Source organism: Achromobacter sp. AONIH1 (genome assembly GCF_002902905.1).
Classification (GTDB): domain Bacteria; phylum Pseudomonadota; class Gammaproteobacteria; order Burkholderiales; family Burkholderiaceae_B; genus Achromobacter.
Window position 1 is genome coordinate 6512620 of the sequence record NZ_CP026124.1, and the last position, 15507, is coordinate 6528126.

The following is a 15507-nucleotide window of genomic DNA, read 5'->3' on the forward strand; positions in this document are numbered from 1 at the left end:
CGACGCCCGGCGCGCCTAGCGCCGAGCGATCGCCCTGAACACGTCGTAGGTGCCGCGCTCGTCCTGCTCGGCGCCATGATCGCTGAGCTTGACGATGACCACGCGCCGGCCGGGATGCACGTAGGTGTACTGGCCGTAGATGCCCATGGCGGAATAGTCCTCGCCGTCATCGGGGCCGCGATGCCACCACTGCGCGGAATAGCCCCAGCCGTCCAGCGGCGTCGTCACCGGCGCCGCGATGCGCGCCACCCAGGCGCCCGGCACCACCTGCCGCCCCGCCACGTATCCCTGGTCCGCCAGCATCTGGCCGACGCGCGCGAAATCGCGCGCGGTGGCGTTGACGCAGCAGAACGCCTTTTCCGTGCCGCCGGCCCGGTCCAGGTTCCAGGAGGCCGGCCGCTCGGCGCCGATGGGCTGCCAGATGTCGCGGGCCAGCAGGTCCGCCAGGTTGCTGCCCGTGGCCCGCGTCAGCGCCATCCCGAGCAGCTGCGTGTCGACGCTGCGATAGGCCGTTGCGCTGCCCGGCGTGAATTCCATCTCGCGATTGCGCGCGATGAAGCCCGGCAGGTCACGCGTCAGGTACATGCGCGCCGCGCCGGTGAAGGGCCAGTAGGGCCGATAGTTCTCGGCCACGAACACGCCGGAGCGCATGTCCAGCAGGTCGCGCACCGTGACCTTGTCGTAGTCGCCGCCCGTCTTCAGCTCCGGCAGCAGATCCACCAGCCGGTCGCTTTCACGCAGCTTGCCTCGGGCGATGGCCTGCCCAACCAGCAGCGAGACCAGCGACTTGGACATGGACCATGACGACATCGGCGTGCGCGCATCGACCCCGGGCCGGTACCACTCATAGGCCAGCTTGCCATCGCGCAGGATCACGAAGGCATTGGTGTGCGTCAGTTCCAGGAAACGGTCGAAGGCGATCTGGCCGCCCTTCCAGGGCACGGTCGCGGGCGGCGGCTCGGGCTGCGCGGGCAAGGCCCAGGGCACGGCCGGCGCAGCCACCTCGCGCACCGGGAACAGCTCGCCCCGGCGCGACGGTTCCGCCACTTCCAGCTGGTACAGCCTGTAGGGCGGCGGGATGTCCATGACCGTCGTGCCAGCATAGGCGAAGGCGGCCAGGGCCGCGACGCCGGCCAGCAGCCGCCAGGCCAGGCGGCGCTGGCGCGGGGCCGGCGCGGACGCGCCGCCAGCCGGAAAGCGATTGCGGGAATTCATCGGGTAGCGGACATCCGGAACAGGCCACGGCAGCCAGGACGCGATCTTCGCACATCCACGCGCAACCGGGCAGGCCGGTTATGAGGTCATGACGCATTTAGTCATGCGGCATGACCTCATGCGTCATTTGGTCATGACGCAGTAAGAAACAACCAATCCGTCGTTTGCGCCTTCCGGGGCCTCACTTAATGTGGTCAACCCAGGGTGATGAACCCACGGTGATGAACCGCCCCGCCGGCGGGCCGAACCCGCCACCGCCGCCCGCCCGAACCACGGAGCCCCCCATGAACGACCGCCTGCACCCCGCCAAAGCGTCCCGATCCGCCGCCGTGAAAGCGCGGCTGGACCATCCCGTCATCGACACCGACGTGCACGTCAACGACTACGCGCCGGTGCTGGAAGACTATATCCAGCACTACGGCGGCTCCAAGCTGGTGGACGCGCTGCGCAAGGCGCTGGGCTCGCGCTACCCCACGCGGCGCGACGGCAAGGACTGGTACCAGCAGACGCCGGCCGAGCGCCATGACAACCGCACGCTGCGCTCGCCGTGGTGGGCGCGGGTCACGCGCAACACGCTGGACCTGGCCACCTACACCCTGCCCGAGCTGCTGTACGAGCGCCTGGCCGAACAGGGCGCCGACTATTCCATCCTGTTCCCGAACGACGTGCTGGCGCCGCTGGGCGCGGGCGACGAGGCGCGCCAGCCGCTGCACCGCGCCATCAACCACTTCCACGCCGACCAGTACCGCAAGTACGCCGACCGCCTCACCCCCGTGGCCGGCATCCCCCTGAACACGCCGCAGGAAGGCATCGAGGAACTGGAGTTCGCGGTCAAGACGCTGGGCCTGAAGGTGATCAACATCGCCGGCGGCGTGAAGCGGCCCATCAAGGCCATCGCCCGCAAGTATCCGGCCGATCAGTACCCGGAGATCGCCCGCCACGCCAGCTATGTCGACTTCTACGGCATCGACAGCGAATACGACTACGACCCGTTCTGGGCCAAGGTGGTCGAGCTGGGCGTGCCCGTCACCACGCACTACGGCAGCCAGGGCTGGACCGGCCGGCAATCCACCAGCAACTACATGTTCAATCACATCGGCCACTTCGCCGACGGCTCGCAGGCCTTCGCCAAGGCGCTGTTCTTCGGCGGCGTGACGCGCCGCTTCCCGAACCTGCGCGTGGCCTTGCTGGAAGGCGGCGCCGACTGGGGCTCGCACGTCTACACGCATCTGGTCGACCGCTGGGAAAAGCGCAACCGCAAGGCGGTGCAGAACTACAACCCGGCCCACGCCGACCTCGCGCTGCTGCAGGATCTGTTCTCGCGCTATGGCGCGGATTTCATCCGTGGCCGCGAACTGGACCCGGCGCAGCTGCTGCGCGACAGCCTGGGCATCTCCGCCCTGCCGCACAGCCGCGAGCCGCACGAGGACGAGCTGGACGATTTCGCCGCCGCCGGCATCGAGTCGGCCGAGGACATCCGCAAGCGCTGGGTGGACAGCTTCTACTTCGGCTCCGAGGCCGACGACCGCACCGTGGCGGCCGCCTTCAACGACCGCGTCCATCCGCTGGGCGCGAAGATCAACGCGATCTGGTCCTCCGACATCGGCCACTGGGACGTGCCCGACCTGACCGAGCCGCTGGCCGAAAGCTGGGACCTGGTCGAACAGGGCGTCATCAGCGAGCAGGACTTCAAGGCCCTGGTGTTCGGCAATCCCTACCGCCTCTACACCGAGGCCAATCCCGATTTCTTCCGGGGCACGGAGATCGAGCGCAAGCTCGCCGCCCGCCCCGCCGCCACCGACACCAAGACCCGCGCCGCCTGACGCCACGCCCTGTATGAGTCCCGCCATGAAGCCCTTGCAGTTCCTTCGCAGATCCCTGGCCGCGCTGGCCCTCCTGGCGGCCGCCGCCGCGCCGGCCGGCCCGGCGCGGGCGGCCGACATCATCCGCATCGGCGTGGCCACCGCCGGCGGCGGCGACCCCATCACCTGGGGCGGCTCGCCCGGCGGCGTGGTGCGCGCCAACAACTGGCTGGAACAGGCCTTCGCGGCCGACGGCGTCAAGGTCGAATGGCTGTTCTTCAAGGGCGCGGGGCCGGCGGTCAACGAGGCGTTGTCCAACAAGCAGATCGACTTCGCCTACCAGGGCGACCTGCCGCAGGTGGTGGGCCGCGCCAACGGCCTGAAGACCAAGCTGCTGGTGGCCAGCGGCGTGCGCAACAACCTCTATCTGGTGGCGCCGGTCGCCTCGCCGCTGTCGTCCATCAAGGACATCCGCGACCACAAGGTATCCATCTTCCGGGGCACCAACGGCCATCTGGTCGCCATCAACGTGCTGGCCGCCCACGGCCTGTCCGAGCGCGACATCAAGGGCGTCAACCTGGACGCGGGCAGCGCCCAGGCCGCGCTGGTGTCCAACGGCGTGGACGCGGCCTTTGGCGGCTATGAATGGTTCAAGGTGCGCGACCAGGGCCTGGCCAAGGTCATCTACAGCACCCAGGGCCAGGATCCTGCGTATACGCGCCAGGCCTCGCTGCTGGTGCGCGAGGAGTTCGAGCGCGACAACCCGGCGCAGGTGCAGAAGGTGGTCGATGTCTTCGTGCGCGCCTCGCGCTGGGCCTCGGACGAGGCCAATCGCGACGCGCTGTTCAAGCTCTGGGAAAAGAGCGGCGTGCCCTACGCGTCCTGGGCCGCCGAGTTCGACAAGCAGGACCTGGCCGCGCGCAACTCGCCGCTGATCGACGACTTCATCATCGCCCGCTACAAGGCGGTGGTGGCCGACGCGCTCAAGCTCAAGCTGATCCGCCGCGAAGTATCGGTGGACGGCTGGTTCGACGACCGCTACCTGAAGCAGGCGCTCAGGACGCAGGGCCTGGAACACTACTGGACCCGCCACGACGCCGCCGGCAAGGCCGTCGCGGGCGAGCGCCAGGCCTCGGCGCGCTGATCGGAGACGCACATGGCCGTCCTGTCCTCTTCCGGCGCCTGGCGCGCCGCGCCGCTGCCGCCCTGGGCGCGCCAGGCCGCCTGGACCGCCGCGCCCTGGCTGCTGCCCGTGCTGCTGCTGGCGCTATGGCACGCGGGCGCCAGCCAGGGCTGGATCTCGCCGCAGGTGCTGCCGCCGCCGGCCTATGTCTGGGAAACGCTGCGCGACCTGGCCGTCAATGGCGACCTGTGGCTCAACACCGCCGCCAGCCTGCGGCGCGTGCTGGCCGGCTTCGCCGCCGGCGGCCTGCTGGGCCTGCTGCTGGGCGTGGCCATGGGCCTGTCGCGCCGGCTCGAAGCCTATCTGCTGCCCACGTTCAACGCGCTGGTGCAGATCCCGGTGCTGGCCTGGCTGCCCTTCGTGCTGCTGCTGGTGGGCATCGGCGAAGCGCTCAAGATCATCCTCATCGCCAAGGCGGCGCTGGTGCCCGTGACCCTCAACACGCTGCAGGGCTTTCGCCAGGCCAGCCCGGCGCTGCGCGAGGTGGGTCGCGTCTATGGCTACACGCGTCGTCAGGAAGTGCTGGAGATCGTGCTGCCGCTGGCCACGCCCACGCTGTTCACCGGCCTGCGGCTGGGCTTCACCAAGGCCTGGCTGTCGCTGGTGGTGGTGGAGCTGGTGGCCTCCAGCGAGGGCCTGGGCTACCTGATCGTGTACGGCCGCCAGCTGTTCCAGCTGGATCTGGTCATGGCCGCCGTGATCGTGGTGGGCGCGATCGGCTACGCCATCGACCGCGCGCTGGACTGGACCGAGACGAAGCTGATCCGCGGCCCGGCCGCCCAGGCGGCGGGAGCGCCGCGATGAGCGCCGCCCCCGCCCTGTCGCGCGACGCCGCCGAGGCGGCCGCCGCGCAGCCGCTGCCCGTCTCGGCCGCCGGTCGCTGGCGCGGGCTGGTCCTGCCCGTGGCCGCCGTGCTGCTGTGGTGGCTGCTGTCCCATGCCGGCCTGGTCAATTCGGCGCTGCTGGTGCCGCCCGAGAAAGTGCTGGCCACCGCCGTCGAGCAGATCTCCGGCGGCAAACTGTGGCGCGCGCTCGGCGCCAGCCTGGCGCGGGAATTCACCGGCTTCGCCATCGGCACCCTCGCCGGCCTGCTGCTGGGCGCGGCGCTGGGCGTGTCGCGCATCTTCAACCGCCTGGCCGGGCCCAGCTTCAACACCTTCAAGCAGATCTCGCTGTTCGCCTGGATCCCGCTGATCTCGGTCTGGTTCGGCCTGGGCGACACCGCCAAGGTGGCGTTCCTGTCGCTGGCCGCGCTGGTGCCGGTGGTGGTCAACACCTGCGACGGCATCAGCCAGACGCCGCCCGCGCTGCTCGAAGTGGCGCGGGTCTATGGCTACACGCGCTGGCAGACCTTCCGCCTGGTGGTGCTGCCGGCCGCCGCGCCGGCCATCTTCACCGGCATCTACCTGGCGCTGATCTATTCCTGGCTCGCCACCATTGGCGCCGAATACCTGCTGGTGGCGGGCGTAGGCATCGGCAACCTGCTGATCGAGGGCAGCGAGCACTTCCAGATGGACCTGGTGATCTTCGGCATGTTCGTGGTGGGCACGATCGGCTGGCTCACCAACGCCTCGGCCCGCCTGGCCGAGCGCCGGCTCGCGCGGCTGCGCGGCCGGACACTATGAACGCGGGAGCAACACGCATGGCACAACCCCACACCCTGGACCTGGAACTCAAGGCCGTCGGCAAGCGCTACGCCAGCGCGCAGGCCGAAGGCGGCGCGCTGCAGGTGCTGTCCGGCATCGACCTGCGCATACCGGCCGGCCAGTTCGTGGCCGTGGTCGGCGCCAGCGGCTGCGGCAAGTCCACGCTGCTGCGGCTGATCCTGGGCCTGGACGACGCCCATGACGGCAGCATCACGCTGGGCGGCGCGCCGGTGCTGGGCACCAGCCCGGACCGCGGCATCGTGTTCCAGGACCATCGCCTGTTCCCGTGGCTGAACGTGGCGCAGAACATCGCCGTCGGCCTGCGCAACGCGCCGCGCAGCGCCTCGGAAAAGCGCGAGCTGGTGGCCGAGCACATCGCCCTGGTCGGTCTGGAAGGCTTCGAGCAGTCCTATCCGCACCAGATCTCCGGCGGCATGGCGCAGCGCGTGGCGATCGCGCGCGGCCTGGTCAACCGCCCGCGCGTGCTGCTGCTGGACGAGCCCTTCGGCGCGCTGGACGCGCTGACGCGCGCCCGGCTGCAAACCGAGCTGCAACGCATCTGGCAGAAGGAACGCATCACCATGATCCTGGTGACGCACGATGTCGAGGAAGCCGTCTACCTGGGCGACCGCGTGGTCATCATGCAGCCGCGTCCGGGCCGCATCCGCCGCATCGTCGACGTGCCGCTGCCGCATGCGCGCAACCGCAGCGACCCGCGCTTCATCCGCCTGCGCGACGACGTGCTGTCCGATTTCCTGGAGCCGGACGGCGCCCCCGCCGACGACAGCGCGCCGCTGGGCAGCGCCGCCGGCGCGCTGGCGCCGCCGTCGCTGGCCTCGCTGCGCATGGCCTGGTAGGCCGCCCCAACGATATCCCCCCCTCTCATCCGACTAGGAACTCCACGCCATGACCCGCCCTCCGCGCCAGATCAAGCTCGGCGCCTTCCTGATGCAGACCGGCCACCACATCGCCGCCTGGCGCCACCCCGGCGCGCAGGCCGACGCGGCCGTGAACTTCCGCCACTACGTGGATCTGGCCCGGCGCGCCGAGGCCGCCAAGTTCGACGCCATCTTCCTGGCCGACGCGGTCGGCGTGCGCAACACCGACCTGCCTTCCCTGTCGCGCACCGCGCGCAGCGACCACTTCGAGCCGCTCACGCTGCTGTCCGCGCTGGCCGCCGTCACCGAGAAGATCGGCCTGATCGCCACCGTCTCCACCACCTACAACGAGCCCTATCACGTGGCGCGCAAGTTCGCCTCGCTGGACCAGATCAGCGGCGGCCGCTCGGGCTGGAACCTGGTCACCTCCAGCGGTCAGGGCGAGGCCCAGAACTTCAACCTGGACGAGCACGTGGAGCACGCGCAGCGCTATGCGCGCGCGGCTGAATTCCATGACGTGGTGCTGGGGCTGTGGGACAGCTGGGAGGACGACGCCTTCCTGCGCGACGCCGACAGCGGCCAGTACTTCGACCCCGCCAAGCTGCATCCGCTGCATCATCGCGGCGAGCACTTCAAGGTGCGCGGCCCGCTCAACGTGGCGCGCTCGCCGCAAGGCCGCCCGGTGGTGGTGCAGGCCGGCGCCTCGCCCGCCGGCCGCGACCTGGCCGCGCGCAGCGCCGAAGTCATCTTCGTGGCCCATCAGACCTTCGACGAGGCCCAGTCCTTCTATCGCGACATCAAGCGCCGCGCCGCCGGCTACGGCCGCGACCCCGACTCCATCAAGGTCATGCCCGGCATCTTCCCCGTGGTCGGCCACAGCCAGGCGGAGGCCGACGAGAAGTTCGCCCGCCTGCAGGACCTGATCCACCCCGTGGTCGGAGTGCAGTTGCTGTCGAACATGATCGGCGTCGACCTGTCGGGCCATCCGGTGGACGGACCGCTGCCCGAGCTGCCCGAGACCAACGGCGGCCGCAGCCGCCAGCTGCTGCTGGCCGATCTGGCCCGCCGCGACGGTCTGACCATCCGCCAGCTGTATCTGAAGATCGCCGGCGCGCGCGGCCATCAGCAAGTGGTGGGCACGCCCGCGCGCATCGCCGACCAGTTGCAGCAATGGTTCGAGGAAGAAGGCGCGGACGGCTTCAACATCATGTCGCCCTGGCTGCCCGGCGGCCTGGACGATTTCATCGAACTGGTGCTGCCGGAACTGCGCCGGCGCGGCCTGTTCCGGCGCGAGTACGCCGGCAGCACATTGCGCGAGCACCTGGGCCTGGCCCGGCCGGCGCACGTGCCGGCCAGCGCCCGCGCGCAGCGTCCCGCCATCGCCGCCTGAGGCCGCCCCCATGCCGGCCCCCGTCACTCAACCAGAACGCATCCGTCCCATGCCCAGCGATTCCACTCCCCATATCGCCATCATCGGCGGCGGCTTCGCCGGCGCCGTCACCGCGCTCAAGCTGGCCCGCGCCGCGCCCCGGCCCCTGGCCATCACCATCGTCGAAAGCCGCCCCGAGCTGGGGCGCGGCATCGCCTACAGCACACGTAACCCGGCGCACCTGATGAACGGGCCGGCAAAGAACTTCACGCTCTATCCGGACCAGCCCGAACACCTGGCCTACTGGCTGCGCAACCAGGCCGAGCGCGACGGCTGGCGCCCGCCCGCCGGCGTGGCCTACGCCGACAGCTTCGCACCGCGACATCTGTATGGCGACTACGTGCAGGCGGAACTGGAGAACGCGCTGGCGCAGGCGCCGCATCCGATCGCGTTCAAGCATCTGGCCGGACGCGCGCGGGACCTGGACGGCGACGGCGCGGCGCGCTGGGCCGTGCGGCTGGAGGACGGACGCCAGCTGCGCGCCGACTACGTGGTGCTGGCCACGGGCCTGTTTCCGCGCACGCTTCATGAAACGGGCCTGGAGCTGGACCCCGAACTGGTCCGGCGCGGCGCGGTGATCGACGACCTGTGGTCCGAGCCGCCGCCCAAGGCGCTGGCGCGGGACCGCGACGTGCTCGTCATCGGCAGCAACCTGTCGGCGCTGGACGCCATGATCCATGCCGACAGCCATGGCTTTCGCGGCGAGTTCCACAGCGTCTCGCGGCGCGGGCTGCTGGTGGCGCCACGGCGCGATGTGCAGCCCTGGCCCTCCTTCCTGGATCCACAGGCCCTGCCCGCGACCCTGCGCGACCTGCTGCGCGCCGTGCAGGCCGCGCGCCGCGACATCGCCAGCGCCGGCGAGGACTGGCAGCGGCTGGCCGGCGCGGTGCGGCCACACCTGCCCGCGTTATGGACGGCGGCCAGCGCCGACGAACGGCTGCGCTTCATCCGCCATCTGCGCCCGTACTGGGAACTGGGACTGCACCGCGCCGCCCCCGAGTCCAACGCCTGGCTGCAGGATGCGCGCCGCGCCGGCCGCTTCCGCCATCACGCAGGCCGCGTGCTGCGCCTGTCGTCCGCCGCCGGTGGCCGCGTCGCGGTCAGCTGGCGCGCGCGCGGCGAATCGCGTCCGCAGACCCTGCTGGTGGACCGCGTATTCAACACGCGCGGTTTCGAGTTCGACTGGACCCGCATCGACGACGCGCTGCTGCGCAATCTGCTGGGCAAGGGCCTGGCCGTGCCGCACGAAACCGGTTTCGGCATCGCCGCGGACCCCGCCACCGGCGAGGTCGCGCAACGCCATGGCCAGCGTCCGGGACTGTATGCCGTGGGTCATCCCTTGCGCGGCGTGTCCTGGGAATCCAACGCCATCGGCGAGCAGATCGCCGGCGCCACCGCGACCGTGACGGCCTTGGCGGAACAGTTGCGGAGCGCGGCGGAAACCGGCTTCTTCCCGTCGGCCGGAACGGGCCTGGGCCGGCAGGCCGTCAGGGCCGCCTGACGTGCTCGCCCAGCAGGCGGTAGAACCAGAACGCTTCGTCCTGCGCGATGCGCGCCTCCAGGCGCGCGGGCGACAGCCCCGTCACGCGGCGCACTTCGCGGCCCAGGTGCGACTGGTCGGCGAAGCCCGCGCCGCCGGCCAGCCCGGCCCAGTCGATTCCGCCGTCCCGGCGATGCGCGGACATGCGCGCCATCGCATCCTCGACCCGCGAGTACCGTTGCAGATCGCGATGACTCTGGCCGGTCCAGGCCTTGATGCGCCGCTGGACCTGCCGCAGGCCCTGGCCAGCGCCTGACAGCACCGCCGTGCCCGCCAGTCCGCGCAGCCACTCACCGAGGAAGGGCGCGGGCGCGGCCGGGCGCGCATCGCGCCATAGCGGCGCCAGCGCGTTTTCCACGCGCGCGAACGGCCCGGCATCGGAACCTTCGAAAACGGACAGGCAGGCGTCCAGGAATGCGCGCGACGCAACCTCGGCCAGAGGTGCGATGCCGTCCATCAGCGCCGTGCCGCGCACGCCGGCCAGCCGCGCCAGGTCTTCCGGACGAAACGCCACCGACAAGGCATGCACGGGCCCGGGCGACCAGCTCGCGCGCGGCCGGCGCTGCGGTCCCGCCAAGGTCAGGCGCGGCAAGGGCGCGGACAGCGCCGGCTCGCCCGTCACCGTCCCAACCATCTGGACCGGGTGCAGCGCGCCCTCGAAGATCCAGGACACCACCGCCAGCGGCGTCGCCGGGTAGTAGTTGAAACGCTCGGCATCGGAGAGCGCCAGCGCGCGCGTGTCGCGCTCCACGGCGGCGAACACGCCGGAGGCCGGCGCGCGACGCGGCAACAGCAGGCGGGATGAGGATGAGCAGGACATGGCGCGTGTCGGAACGAGTGAAGAAAAGGGCTGGGCATACGCCTGACGCAAGCGCCCGGACGGCGCGTGCCGGACGCCGCCGCGCGCGTCGTTTCCGTTCTATACCCGGACCCGGGCCAGGAACAGAATCGGCGTCATGCGCGGCTGCGCCACGGCACTGTACTGCGGCGCCGGCGTTCCCGCCAGAATCCCGCAACCGCAAGACACGCATCACGGAGTTCACATGCCCATCAAGCACGTCGCCATCGTCGGCGCCGGCATCGGCGGCCTGGCCGCCGCGCTCGCCATCCGCCAGGCCGGCCTGAGCGTTTCAGTCTATGACCAGGCCTCCCGACTGGAGCCGCTGGGCGCCAGCCTCACCCTCTGGCCCAACGCCATGCGCTGCCTGCGCGCGCTGGGCGTGGCCGAACCCCTGCTGCGCGCGGGCGCGCGGATTCTGTCCACCGAGGCGCGCTCGCTGCGTGGCGACATGCTGGCCTGCGTGCCCATGCAACGCTTCTACGACGAAGCCGGCGAGCCGGGCATCTGCGTCACGCGCGCCGACGTACAGCGCGTGCTGCTCGACGCGCTGGGCGCGGAACACGTGACCTTGAGCCGCCGGCTGGAATCGCTGAGCCAGGACGCAGGCGGCGTGGCATTGCGCTTTCGCGACGGCGCCGAGGCGCGGGCCGATCTGCTGATCGGCGCCGACGGCCTGCGCTCCACAGTGAGACGCCTGCTGTTCGACGACGGCCCGCCGCGCTACGCGGGCTATGGCGCCTGGCTGGGCCTGAGCGACACCGACCATCCCCGCCTGTCGCGCGAAAGCGCCGTCGAGATCTATGGCGCCGGCGAACGCCTGGGCGTGATCGACTCGGGCGACGGCCTGTACTACTGGTATTTCATCGAGAACCGCGCGCAGCCGGTCGATGGCGTGGTCCATTGCACCGCCGGCAGCCTGCTGCCCCGGCTGGCGGACTGGCCGGACTATGCGCGCCAGCTGGCCACGTCGACGCGCGCCCGCAGCCTGCAATACCTGTCATTCTTTCACCGGCCGGCCCGCCGCGGCCCCTGGGGCCGGGACCGCGCGCTGCTGCTGGGCGACGCCATCCATCCCTACCTGCCCAACCTGGGGCAAGGCGCCTGCCAGGCCATCGAGGACGCGCATGTGCTGGGCATCATGCTGGCGCAAGGGCTGGAGGATCAGCCCTTGCTGACCCGCTATCAGTCCGCGCGGGCGCGCCGCACGGCCATGCTGGGACGCGATTCGGTCAGGCTGGGACGTTTCGCCCAGGCCGGCGGTCCCACATCGAGCCGCCTGCGCGACCTGGCGCTGCGCAGCGTGCCCGATTGGGTGCACGCGCGGCGGACACGGCAACAGTTCGGCATAGACGAAACGCACCAGCCTTGATCACCGCAAGCCCGGGATGTCCGGATCACAAAACCGGACATCGACACCGCACCCCGGCGCACCCGCGCTCAATCGCGCGCCCTGAGCCACTGCCCCACCACGTCCAGCACCACGCGGCTTTGCTCGCGGTGCGGTACGTGGCCGCAGTTCTCCAGCAGCAGATGACGGCCGCCCGTCAGCGCGGCGATGCGCTCGGGGTGCGCGAGCGAGCCATACTCGTCCACTTCACCATGCAGCGCCAGCACCGGGCAACGCACCTGACGCAATGCCTCGTCCAGGGTCCAGTCGGTGAATGCTGGCGAGAGCCAGTTGTCGACCCAGGCGCTCAGCACCCAGGCGGCTTTTTCGCCGTGGTATTTCTTCAGCCGGTCGAGCTGGCCGGGCTCGGCGAAGCCGCGCTTGGCGTCGGCCACGCCGGCGACCGTGCGGTCCTCGGCGAAGGCCTGCGCCGATTCGGTGATCAGCGCGCGGCAATCCGAGGCATGGCGCGCGGCGACATTGACGGCCATGCCGCCGCCCACGCTGTGGCCGAACGCGACAAAGGGACCGATGTCCAACGCGTCGCGCAGGCGGGCGAAATCACCGTCCGCTTCCTCTTCGATGAACCCCCGGACCAGCGTGGCGGGATTGGGGTCCGACAAGCCGAAGCCCAGCCGGTCGTAGGCGATGACCGCGCGGCCGGTTTCACTGGCCAGCTGTTCGGGAAAATCGCGCCACAGCGCCACGCAACCGAGCGAGTCATGGAACAGCACGATGGGCGCGCCGGCCGCGCCGGCCGGATCCCAGCGCCGCGCGTAAAGGCGGCCCTTGGCGGTATCCACGTGAACATCCTGGCTGGCGATGACAGACATGTAGCGATTCCTGTGCCTACGCGCGGACCTCCCGCGCGCCATGGCCGGATTATAGGAAACGGTGGATCGCCTAGGCGGCGCGCCCCTGGGCATGCCGGCCGCCACGCGGCCACAACAGCGCCGCGATGGCCGGAACCAGGCAGCTCGCCGCCAGCAGCAGATTGGCTCGCAGGCCCAGCGCGTCCACCGTGGGCACGCCCAGCAGCGAGCCGGCGGCGATGCCCAGGTTGAAGGCCGATACGAACCAGGCCGTCGCCGGCTCGACCGCATCCGGCGCCGCGCGCAGCATCCACAATTGCAGCGATACCGACACGCCGCCATAAGCCAGGCCCCAGGCCAGCAGCAGGACGCCGGCGGCCAGCTGCCTGTCGCCCAGCCAGGCGTGCAGCGTCAGCACCAGGGCCAGCGCGGCGACGATGGCCAGCAGCACCGGCCGCTCCCGCCGCGCCGCGCCCAGGCCGGCGACGAAGTTGCCCGCCACGCCCGCGACGCCATAAGCGAACAGCAGCGGTCCGATCCAGTCCCCGGCGAAACCGGCGCGCGTTTCCAGCAGCGGCCGCACGAAGGTGTAGGCCATGAAGTGGGCGGCCACCAGCGACAGCGTGATGACGACGCCACGGCGCAATCCGGGGCTATGCAACGCGGCCATCAAGGCCGGGGCGCGCAGCGAGCGGGTCGTCGGCAGGGCCGGCAGCAGCCGCGCGTTCAGCGCCAGGGCCAGCAGGCACAAAGCGCTCATCGCGCCGAAAGCCGCGCGCCAGCCGGCCAGCGCGCCGATGGCCGCGCCCAACGGCACGCCCAGCACCGAGGCCACCGCCACGCCGCCGAAGATCACGGACGTGGCCAATGCCACGGCGGCCGGCGGCGCCAGGCGGCCCGCCAGCCCGCCCGCAATGGACCAGATGCCGCCGATGCAAAAGCCCACCAGCGCGCGCGCCGCCAGCAAGGCAGGCAGGTTCGGCGCCAGCGCGCTGGCCGCATTGGCCAGCGCCAGCGCCGCCAGCAAGGCGCACAGCACGCGGCGGCGATCAGCCCCGCCCGCCCATAGCACCGCCAGCGGCGCGCACAGCGCGGCCACCAGCGAAGGCACGAACAGCAGCAGGCCGCCCATGCCCGTGGACATGCGCAGTTCATCGGCGATGGGCGCCAGCAGGCCCACCGGCAGCATCTCGGACGTGACGACGCAGAAGGTGCTCAGGCCGGCGGCGGCCACGGCGGGCCAGTCGGCGCGTTCGGGAACAGCGGGAATGGCGGCGGCGGATGCCGGCGCGGCGGTCGTGGCGGTCGTGGCGGAATGCATGTCGGATCGATGGAAAAAACAGCGGCGCGGGAAAGCGGAACCTGTCGGCCCCTGATGTGCTGTCCCAGTCTACTGATTCCAGTGCGCTGATAAAGTATCTGAATTGCCAAACACTGGGGACAATCCGTGGACAATAAGACCCTGGCCGGCATCGACCACATCGGCGATCTGCGGGCCTTCGTGCGCGTGGCCGACGCCTGCAACTTCACGCTGGCCGCCGAACGCCTGGGCCTGACGCGCTCGGCCGTGGGCAAGTGCGTCGCCCGGCTGGAGGCGGGACTGGGGGTGCGCCTGTTGCACCGGAGCACGCGCAGCGTCAGCCTGAGCGACGAGGGCCGGCTGTTCTATGAACATGCCGCGCGCATCCTGTCGGAAGTGGACAACGCGGCCGGCGCGATGGCGCGCCGCAAACAGACGCCGCGCGGGCGCCTGCGCATCGACGTGCCGGTGTCGCTGGGCCGGCTGCACGTCCTGCCCCTGGTGCGCGAGTACCTGGACCGCTGGCCCGACGTCGAGGCCGAGCTGAGCTTTTCCGACGACTATTCCGACCTGGTGCGCGACGGCATCGACCTGGCCATCCGCATCGGCGGCGACGGCGACAGCCGGCTGGTGCGGCGCGTGCTGGCGCCGCACCGCCTGATCACCTGCGCGTCGCCGGCCTACCTGGCGCGTCACGGCATGCCGGCGACGCTGGACGAACTGCCACGCCACCAGGTCTTGGCTTTCGTCCATGCCGGCGCCGTCGTGCCGTGGCGCTACTCGGCCGGTGGCGAAGAACGCCAGCTGCATGTGGCGGGACGCCTGCGGCTGGGCAATACCGAGGCCTTGCGCGACGCCGCGCTGGCCGGCGCGGGCATCGCGCAGCTGGGCGCGTTCCTGGTCGGCGAAGACCTGCGCGCCGGCCGGCTGACGCCGGTGTTGGAGACCGTCGCGCCGCCCGGCGCGCCGGTCTGCGCCATCTATCCGCACCGGCGCCATCTGCCGCCCAAGGTGCGCCACCTGATCGACGCCATCGCCGCGCGCTGGCGGCAGTCGCTGCCCTGGCCGGCCTGAACGCGCCGGACAGCAAAATGAAACGCGGCGCGCGCGTTCTGTCCGACGCGCGCGCCGCCGCTCGCATCACCGCCACGGTGCGCGCCGGCGATTTGCGTCATCGACTCGCGCAACGGATCAAATCACGAACGTGGATCCCGCTATTACTGATTTTCCACGCACCAATTCAGTATTCAGACAGCAACTATTCAGCATCCAGAAAGCTTGCATTCAACTCTCGGACATCGATGGTTCAGCCGCGCGTCGGCTGGCGTTCAGCAGTCTGTTGCTTTGATGCTCTAGGTGTATACGCGTAGCCGTGTATTTCGCCACGTTCTCGACAGCCGACTGAAAGCGCCGCCCCCTAGTATCGCGCTCAGCGCAATCCAACGCGCATGCGCGACCGCATGCTTGCTGGACA

The 15507-nt window shown here is 70.7% G+C and carries 13 protein-coding genes; 9 read left to right on the forward strand and 4 right to left on the reverse strand.

Annotated features, from left to right (window positions below; translation table 11 throughout):
- Positions 1–15: 15 nt before the first annotated feature.
- Complete coding sequence (locus C2U31_RS29790) at positions 16–1215, reverse strand: serine hydrolase (protein WP_103276091.1); 1200 nt, start codon at positions 1213–1215, stop codon at positions 16–18.
- A gap of 284 nt (positions 1216–1499) precedes the next feature.
- Here C2U31_RS29790 and C2U31_RS29795 point away from each other — a divergent pair, with 284 nt between their 5' ends.
- Genes C2U31_RS29795 through C2U31_RS29825 form a run of 7 tightly spaced genes read left to right on the forward strand, consistent with a single transcriptional unit; the run spans position 1500 to position 9654 of the window.
- Entirely contained in the window at positions 1500–3038 is a 1539-nt protein-coding gene (locus tag C2U31_RS29795; protein ID WP_103276092.1) for an amidohydrolase family protein, read from the forward strand.
- A 25-nt stretch (positions 3039–3063) separates the two neighbouring features.
- Positions 3064–4161, forward strand: a complete 1098-nt coding sequence (locus C2U31_RS29800) for an ABC transporter substrate-binding protein (RefSeq protein ID WP_103276093.1) — start codon at positions 3064–3066, stop codon at positions 4159–4161.
- A gap of 12 nt (positions 4162–4173) precedes the next feature.
- Positions 4174–5004: an ABC transporter permease gene (locus tag C2U31_RS29805; protein WP_103276094.1), complete on the forward strand. Its 831-nt coding sequence runs from the start codon at positions 4174–4176 to the stop codon at positions 5002–5004.
- Positions 5001–5825 (forward strand): ABC transporter permease, encoded by an 825-nt coding sequence (locus C2U31_RS29810; RefSeq protein ID WP_103276095.1) that lies wholly within the window; start codon positions 5001–5003, stop codon positions 5823–5825. Before C2U31_RS29805 ends, C2U31_RS29810 begins: the two co-directional genes overlap by 4 nt.
- Before the next feature lie 17 nt (positions 5826–5842).
- Complete coding sequence (locus C2U31_RS29815) at positions 5843–6703, forward strand: ABC transporter ATP-binding protein (RefSeq protein WP_103276096.1); 861 nt, start codon at positions 5843–5845, stop codon at positions 6701–6703.
- Positions 6704–6752: 49 nt separating this feature from the next.
- On the forward strand, positions 6753–8114 hold the full coding sequence (locus C2U31_RS29820; RefSeq protein WP_103276097.1) for an LLM class flavin-dependent oxidoreductase: 1362 nt from the start codon (positions 6753–6755) through the stop codon (positions 8112–8114).
- A gap of 49 nt (positions 8115–8163) precedes the next feature.
- Positions 8164–9654 (forward strand): FAD/NAD(P)-binding protein, encoded by a 1491-nt coding sequence (locus C2U31_RS29825; RefSeq protein WP_158658497.1) that lies wholly within the window; start codon positions 8164–8166, stop codon positions 9652–9654.
- On the opposite strand, the gene C2U31_RS29830 is transcribed toward C2U31_RS29825, so the two are convergent.
- Positions 9641–10513 (reverse strand): helix-turn-helix domain-containing protein, encoded by an 873-nt coding sequence (locus C2U31_RS29830; protein ID WP_103276099.1) that lies wholly within the window; start codon positions 10511–10513, stop codon positions 9641–9643. The genes C2U31_RS29825 and C2U31_RS29830 overlap by 14 nt on opposite strands.
- A 223-nt stretch (positions 10514–10736) precedes the next feature.
- Between C2U31_RS29830 and C2U31_RS29835 the strand changes: the two genes are divergently transcribed.
- Positions 10737–11903, forward strand: coding sequence for an NAD(P)/FAD-dependent oxidoreductase (locus tag C2U31_RS29835; protein WP_158658498.1), 1167 nt, complete (start codon positions 10737–10739; stop codon positions 11901–11903).
- Positions 11904–11971: 68 nt separating this feature from the next.
- Here C2U31_RS29835 and C2U31_RS29840 read toward each other — a convergent pair whose 3' ends face one another.
- Together C2U31_RS29840 and C2U31_RS29845 are read right to left on the reverse strand one after the other, a co-directional pair.
- On the reverse strand, positions 11972–12754 hold the full coding sequence (locus C2U31_RS29840; RefSeq protein ID WP_103276101.1) for an alpha/beta fold hydrolase: 783 nt from the start codon (positions 12752–12754) through the stop codon (positions 11972–11974).
- Positions 12755–12824: 70 nt separating this feature from the next.
- Positions 12825–14054 carry an MFS transporter gene (locus C2U31_RS29845; protein ID WP_103276102.1) on the reverse strand — a complete coding sequence of 410 codons (1230 nt, stop codon included), beginning with the start codon at positions 14052–14054 and terminating at the stop codon, positions 12825–12827.
- Between the two features lie 126 nt (positions 14055–14180).
- On the opposite strand from C2U31_RS29845, the gene C2U31_RS29850 reads away from it, so the two are divergent.
- Positions 14181–15107: a LysR family transcriptional regulator gene (locus C2U31_RS29850; RefSeq protein ID WP_103276103.1), complete on the forward strand. Its 927-nt coding sequence runs from the start codon at positions 14181–14183 to the stop codon at positions 15105–15107.
- The last annotated feature ends 400 nt before the right edge of the window (positions 15108–15507 follow it).

Excerpts from the sequence above, each read along its gene's own strand:
- C2U31_RS29790 (WP_103276091.1), bottom strand. The coding sequence starts at position 1,215 with ATGAATTCCCGCAATCGCTTTCCGGCTGGCGGCGCGTCCGCGCCGGCC.
- C2U31_RS29795 (WP_103276092.1), top strand. The coding sequence starts at position 1,500 with ATGAACGACCGCCTGCACCCCGCCAAAGCGTCCCGATCCGCCGCCGTG.
- C2U31_RS29800 (WP_103276093.1), top strand. The coding sequence starts at position 3,064 with ATGAAGCCCTTGCAGTTCCTTCGCAGATCCCTGGCCGCGCTGGCCCTC.
- C2U31_RS29805 (WP_103276094.1), top strand. The coding sequence starts at position 4,174 with ATGGCCGTCCTGTCCTCTTCCGGCGCCTGGCGCGCCGCGCCGCTGCCG.
- C2U31_RS29810 (WP_103276095.1), top strand. The coding sequence starts at position 5,001 with ATGAGCGCCGCCCCCGCCCTGTCGCGCGACGCCGCCGAGGCGGCCGCC.
- C2U31_RS29815 (WP_103276096.1), top strand. The coding sequence starts at position 5,843 with ATGGCACAACCCCACACCCTGGACCTGGAACTCAAGGCCGTCGGCAAG.
- C2U31_RS29820 (WP_103276097.1), top strand. The coding sequence starts at position 6,753 with ATGACCCGCCCTCCGCGCCAGATCAAGCTCGGCGCCTTCCTGATGCAG.
- C2U31_RS29825 (WP_158658497.1), top strand. The coding sequence starts at position 8,164 with ATGCCCAGCGATTCCACTCCCCATATCGCCATCATCGGCGGCGGCTTC.
- C2U31_RS29830 (WP_103276099.1), bottom strand. The coding sequence starts at position 10,513 with ATGTCCTGCTCATCCTCATCCCGCCTGCTGTTGCCGCGTCGCGCGCCG.
- C2U31_RS29835 (WP_158658498.1), top strand. The coding sequence starts at position 10,737 with ATGCCCATCAAGCACGTCGCCATCGTCGGCGCCGGCATCGGCGGCCTG.
- C2U31_RS29840 (WP_103276101.1), bottom strand. The coding sequence starts at position 12,754 with ATGTCTGTCATCGCCAGCCAGGATGTTCACGTGGATACCGCCAAGGGC.
- C2U31_RS29845 (WP_103276102.1), bottom strand. The coding sequence starts at position 14,054 with ATGCATTCCGCCACGACCGCCACGACCGCCGCGCCGGCATCCGCCGCC.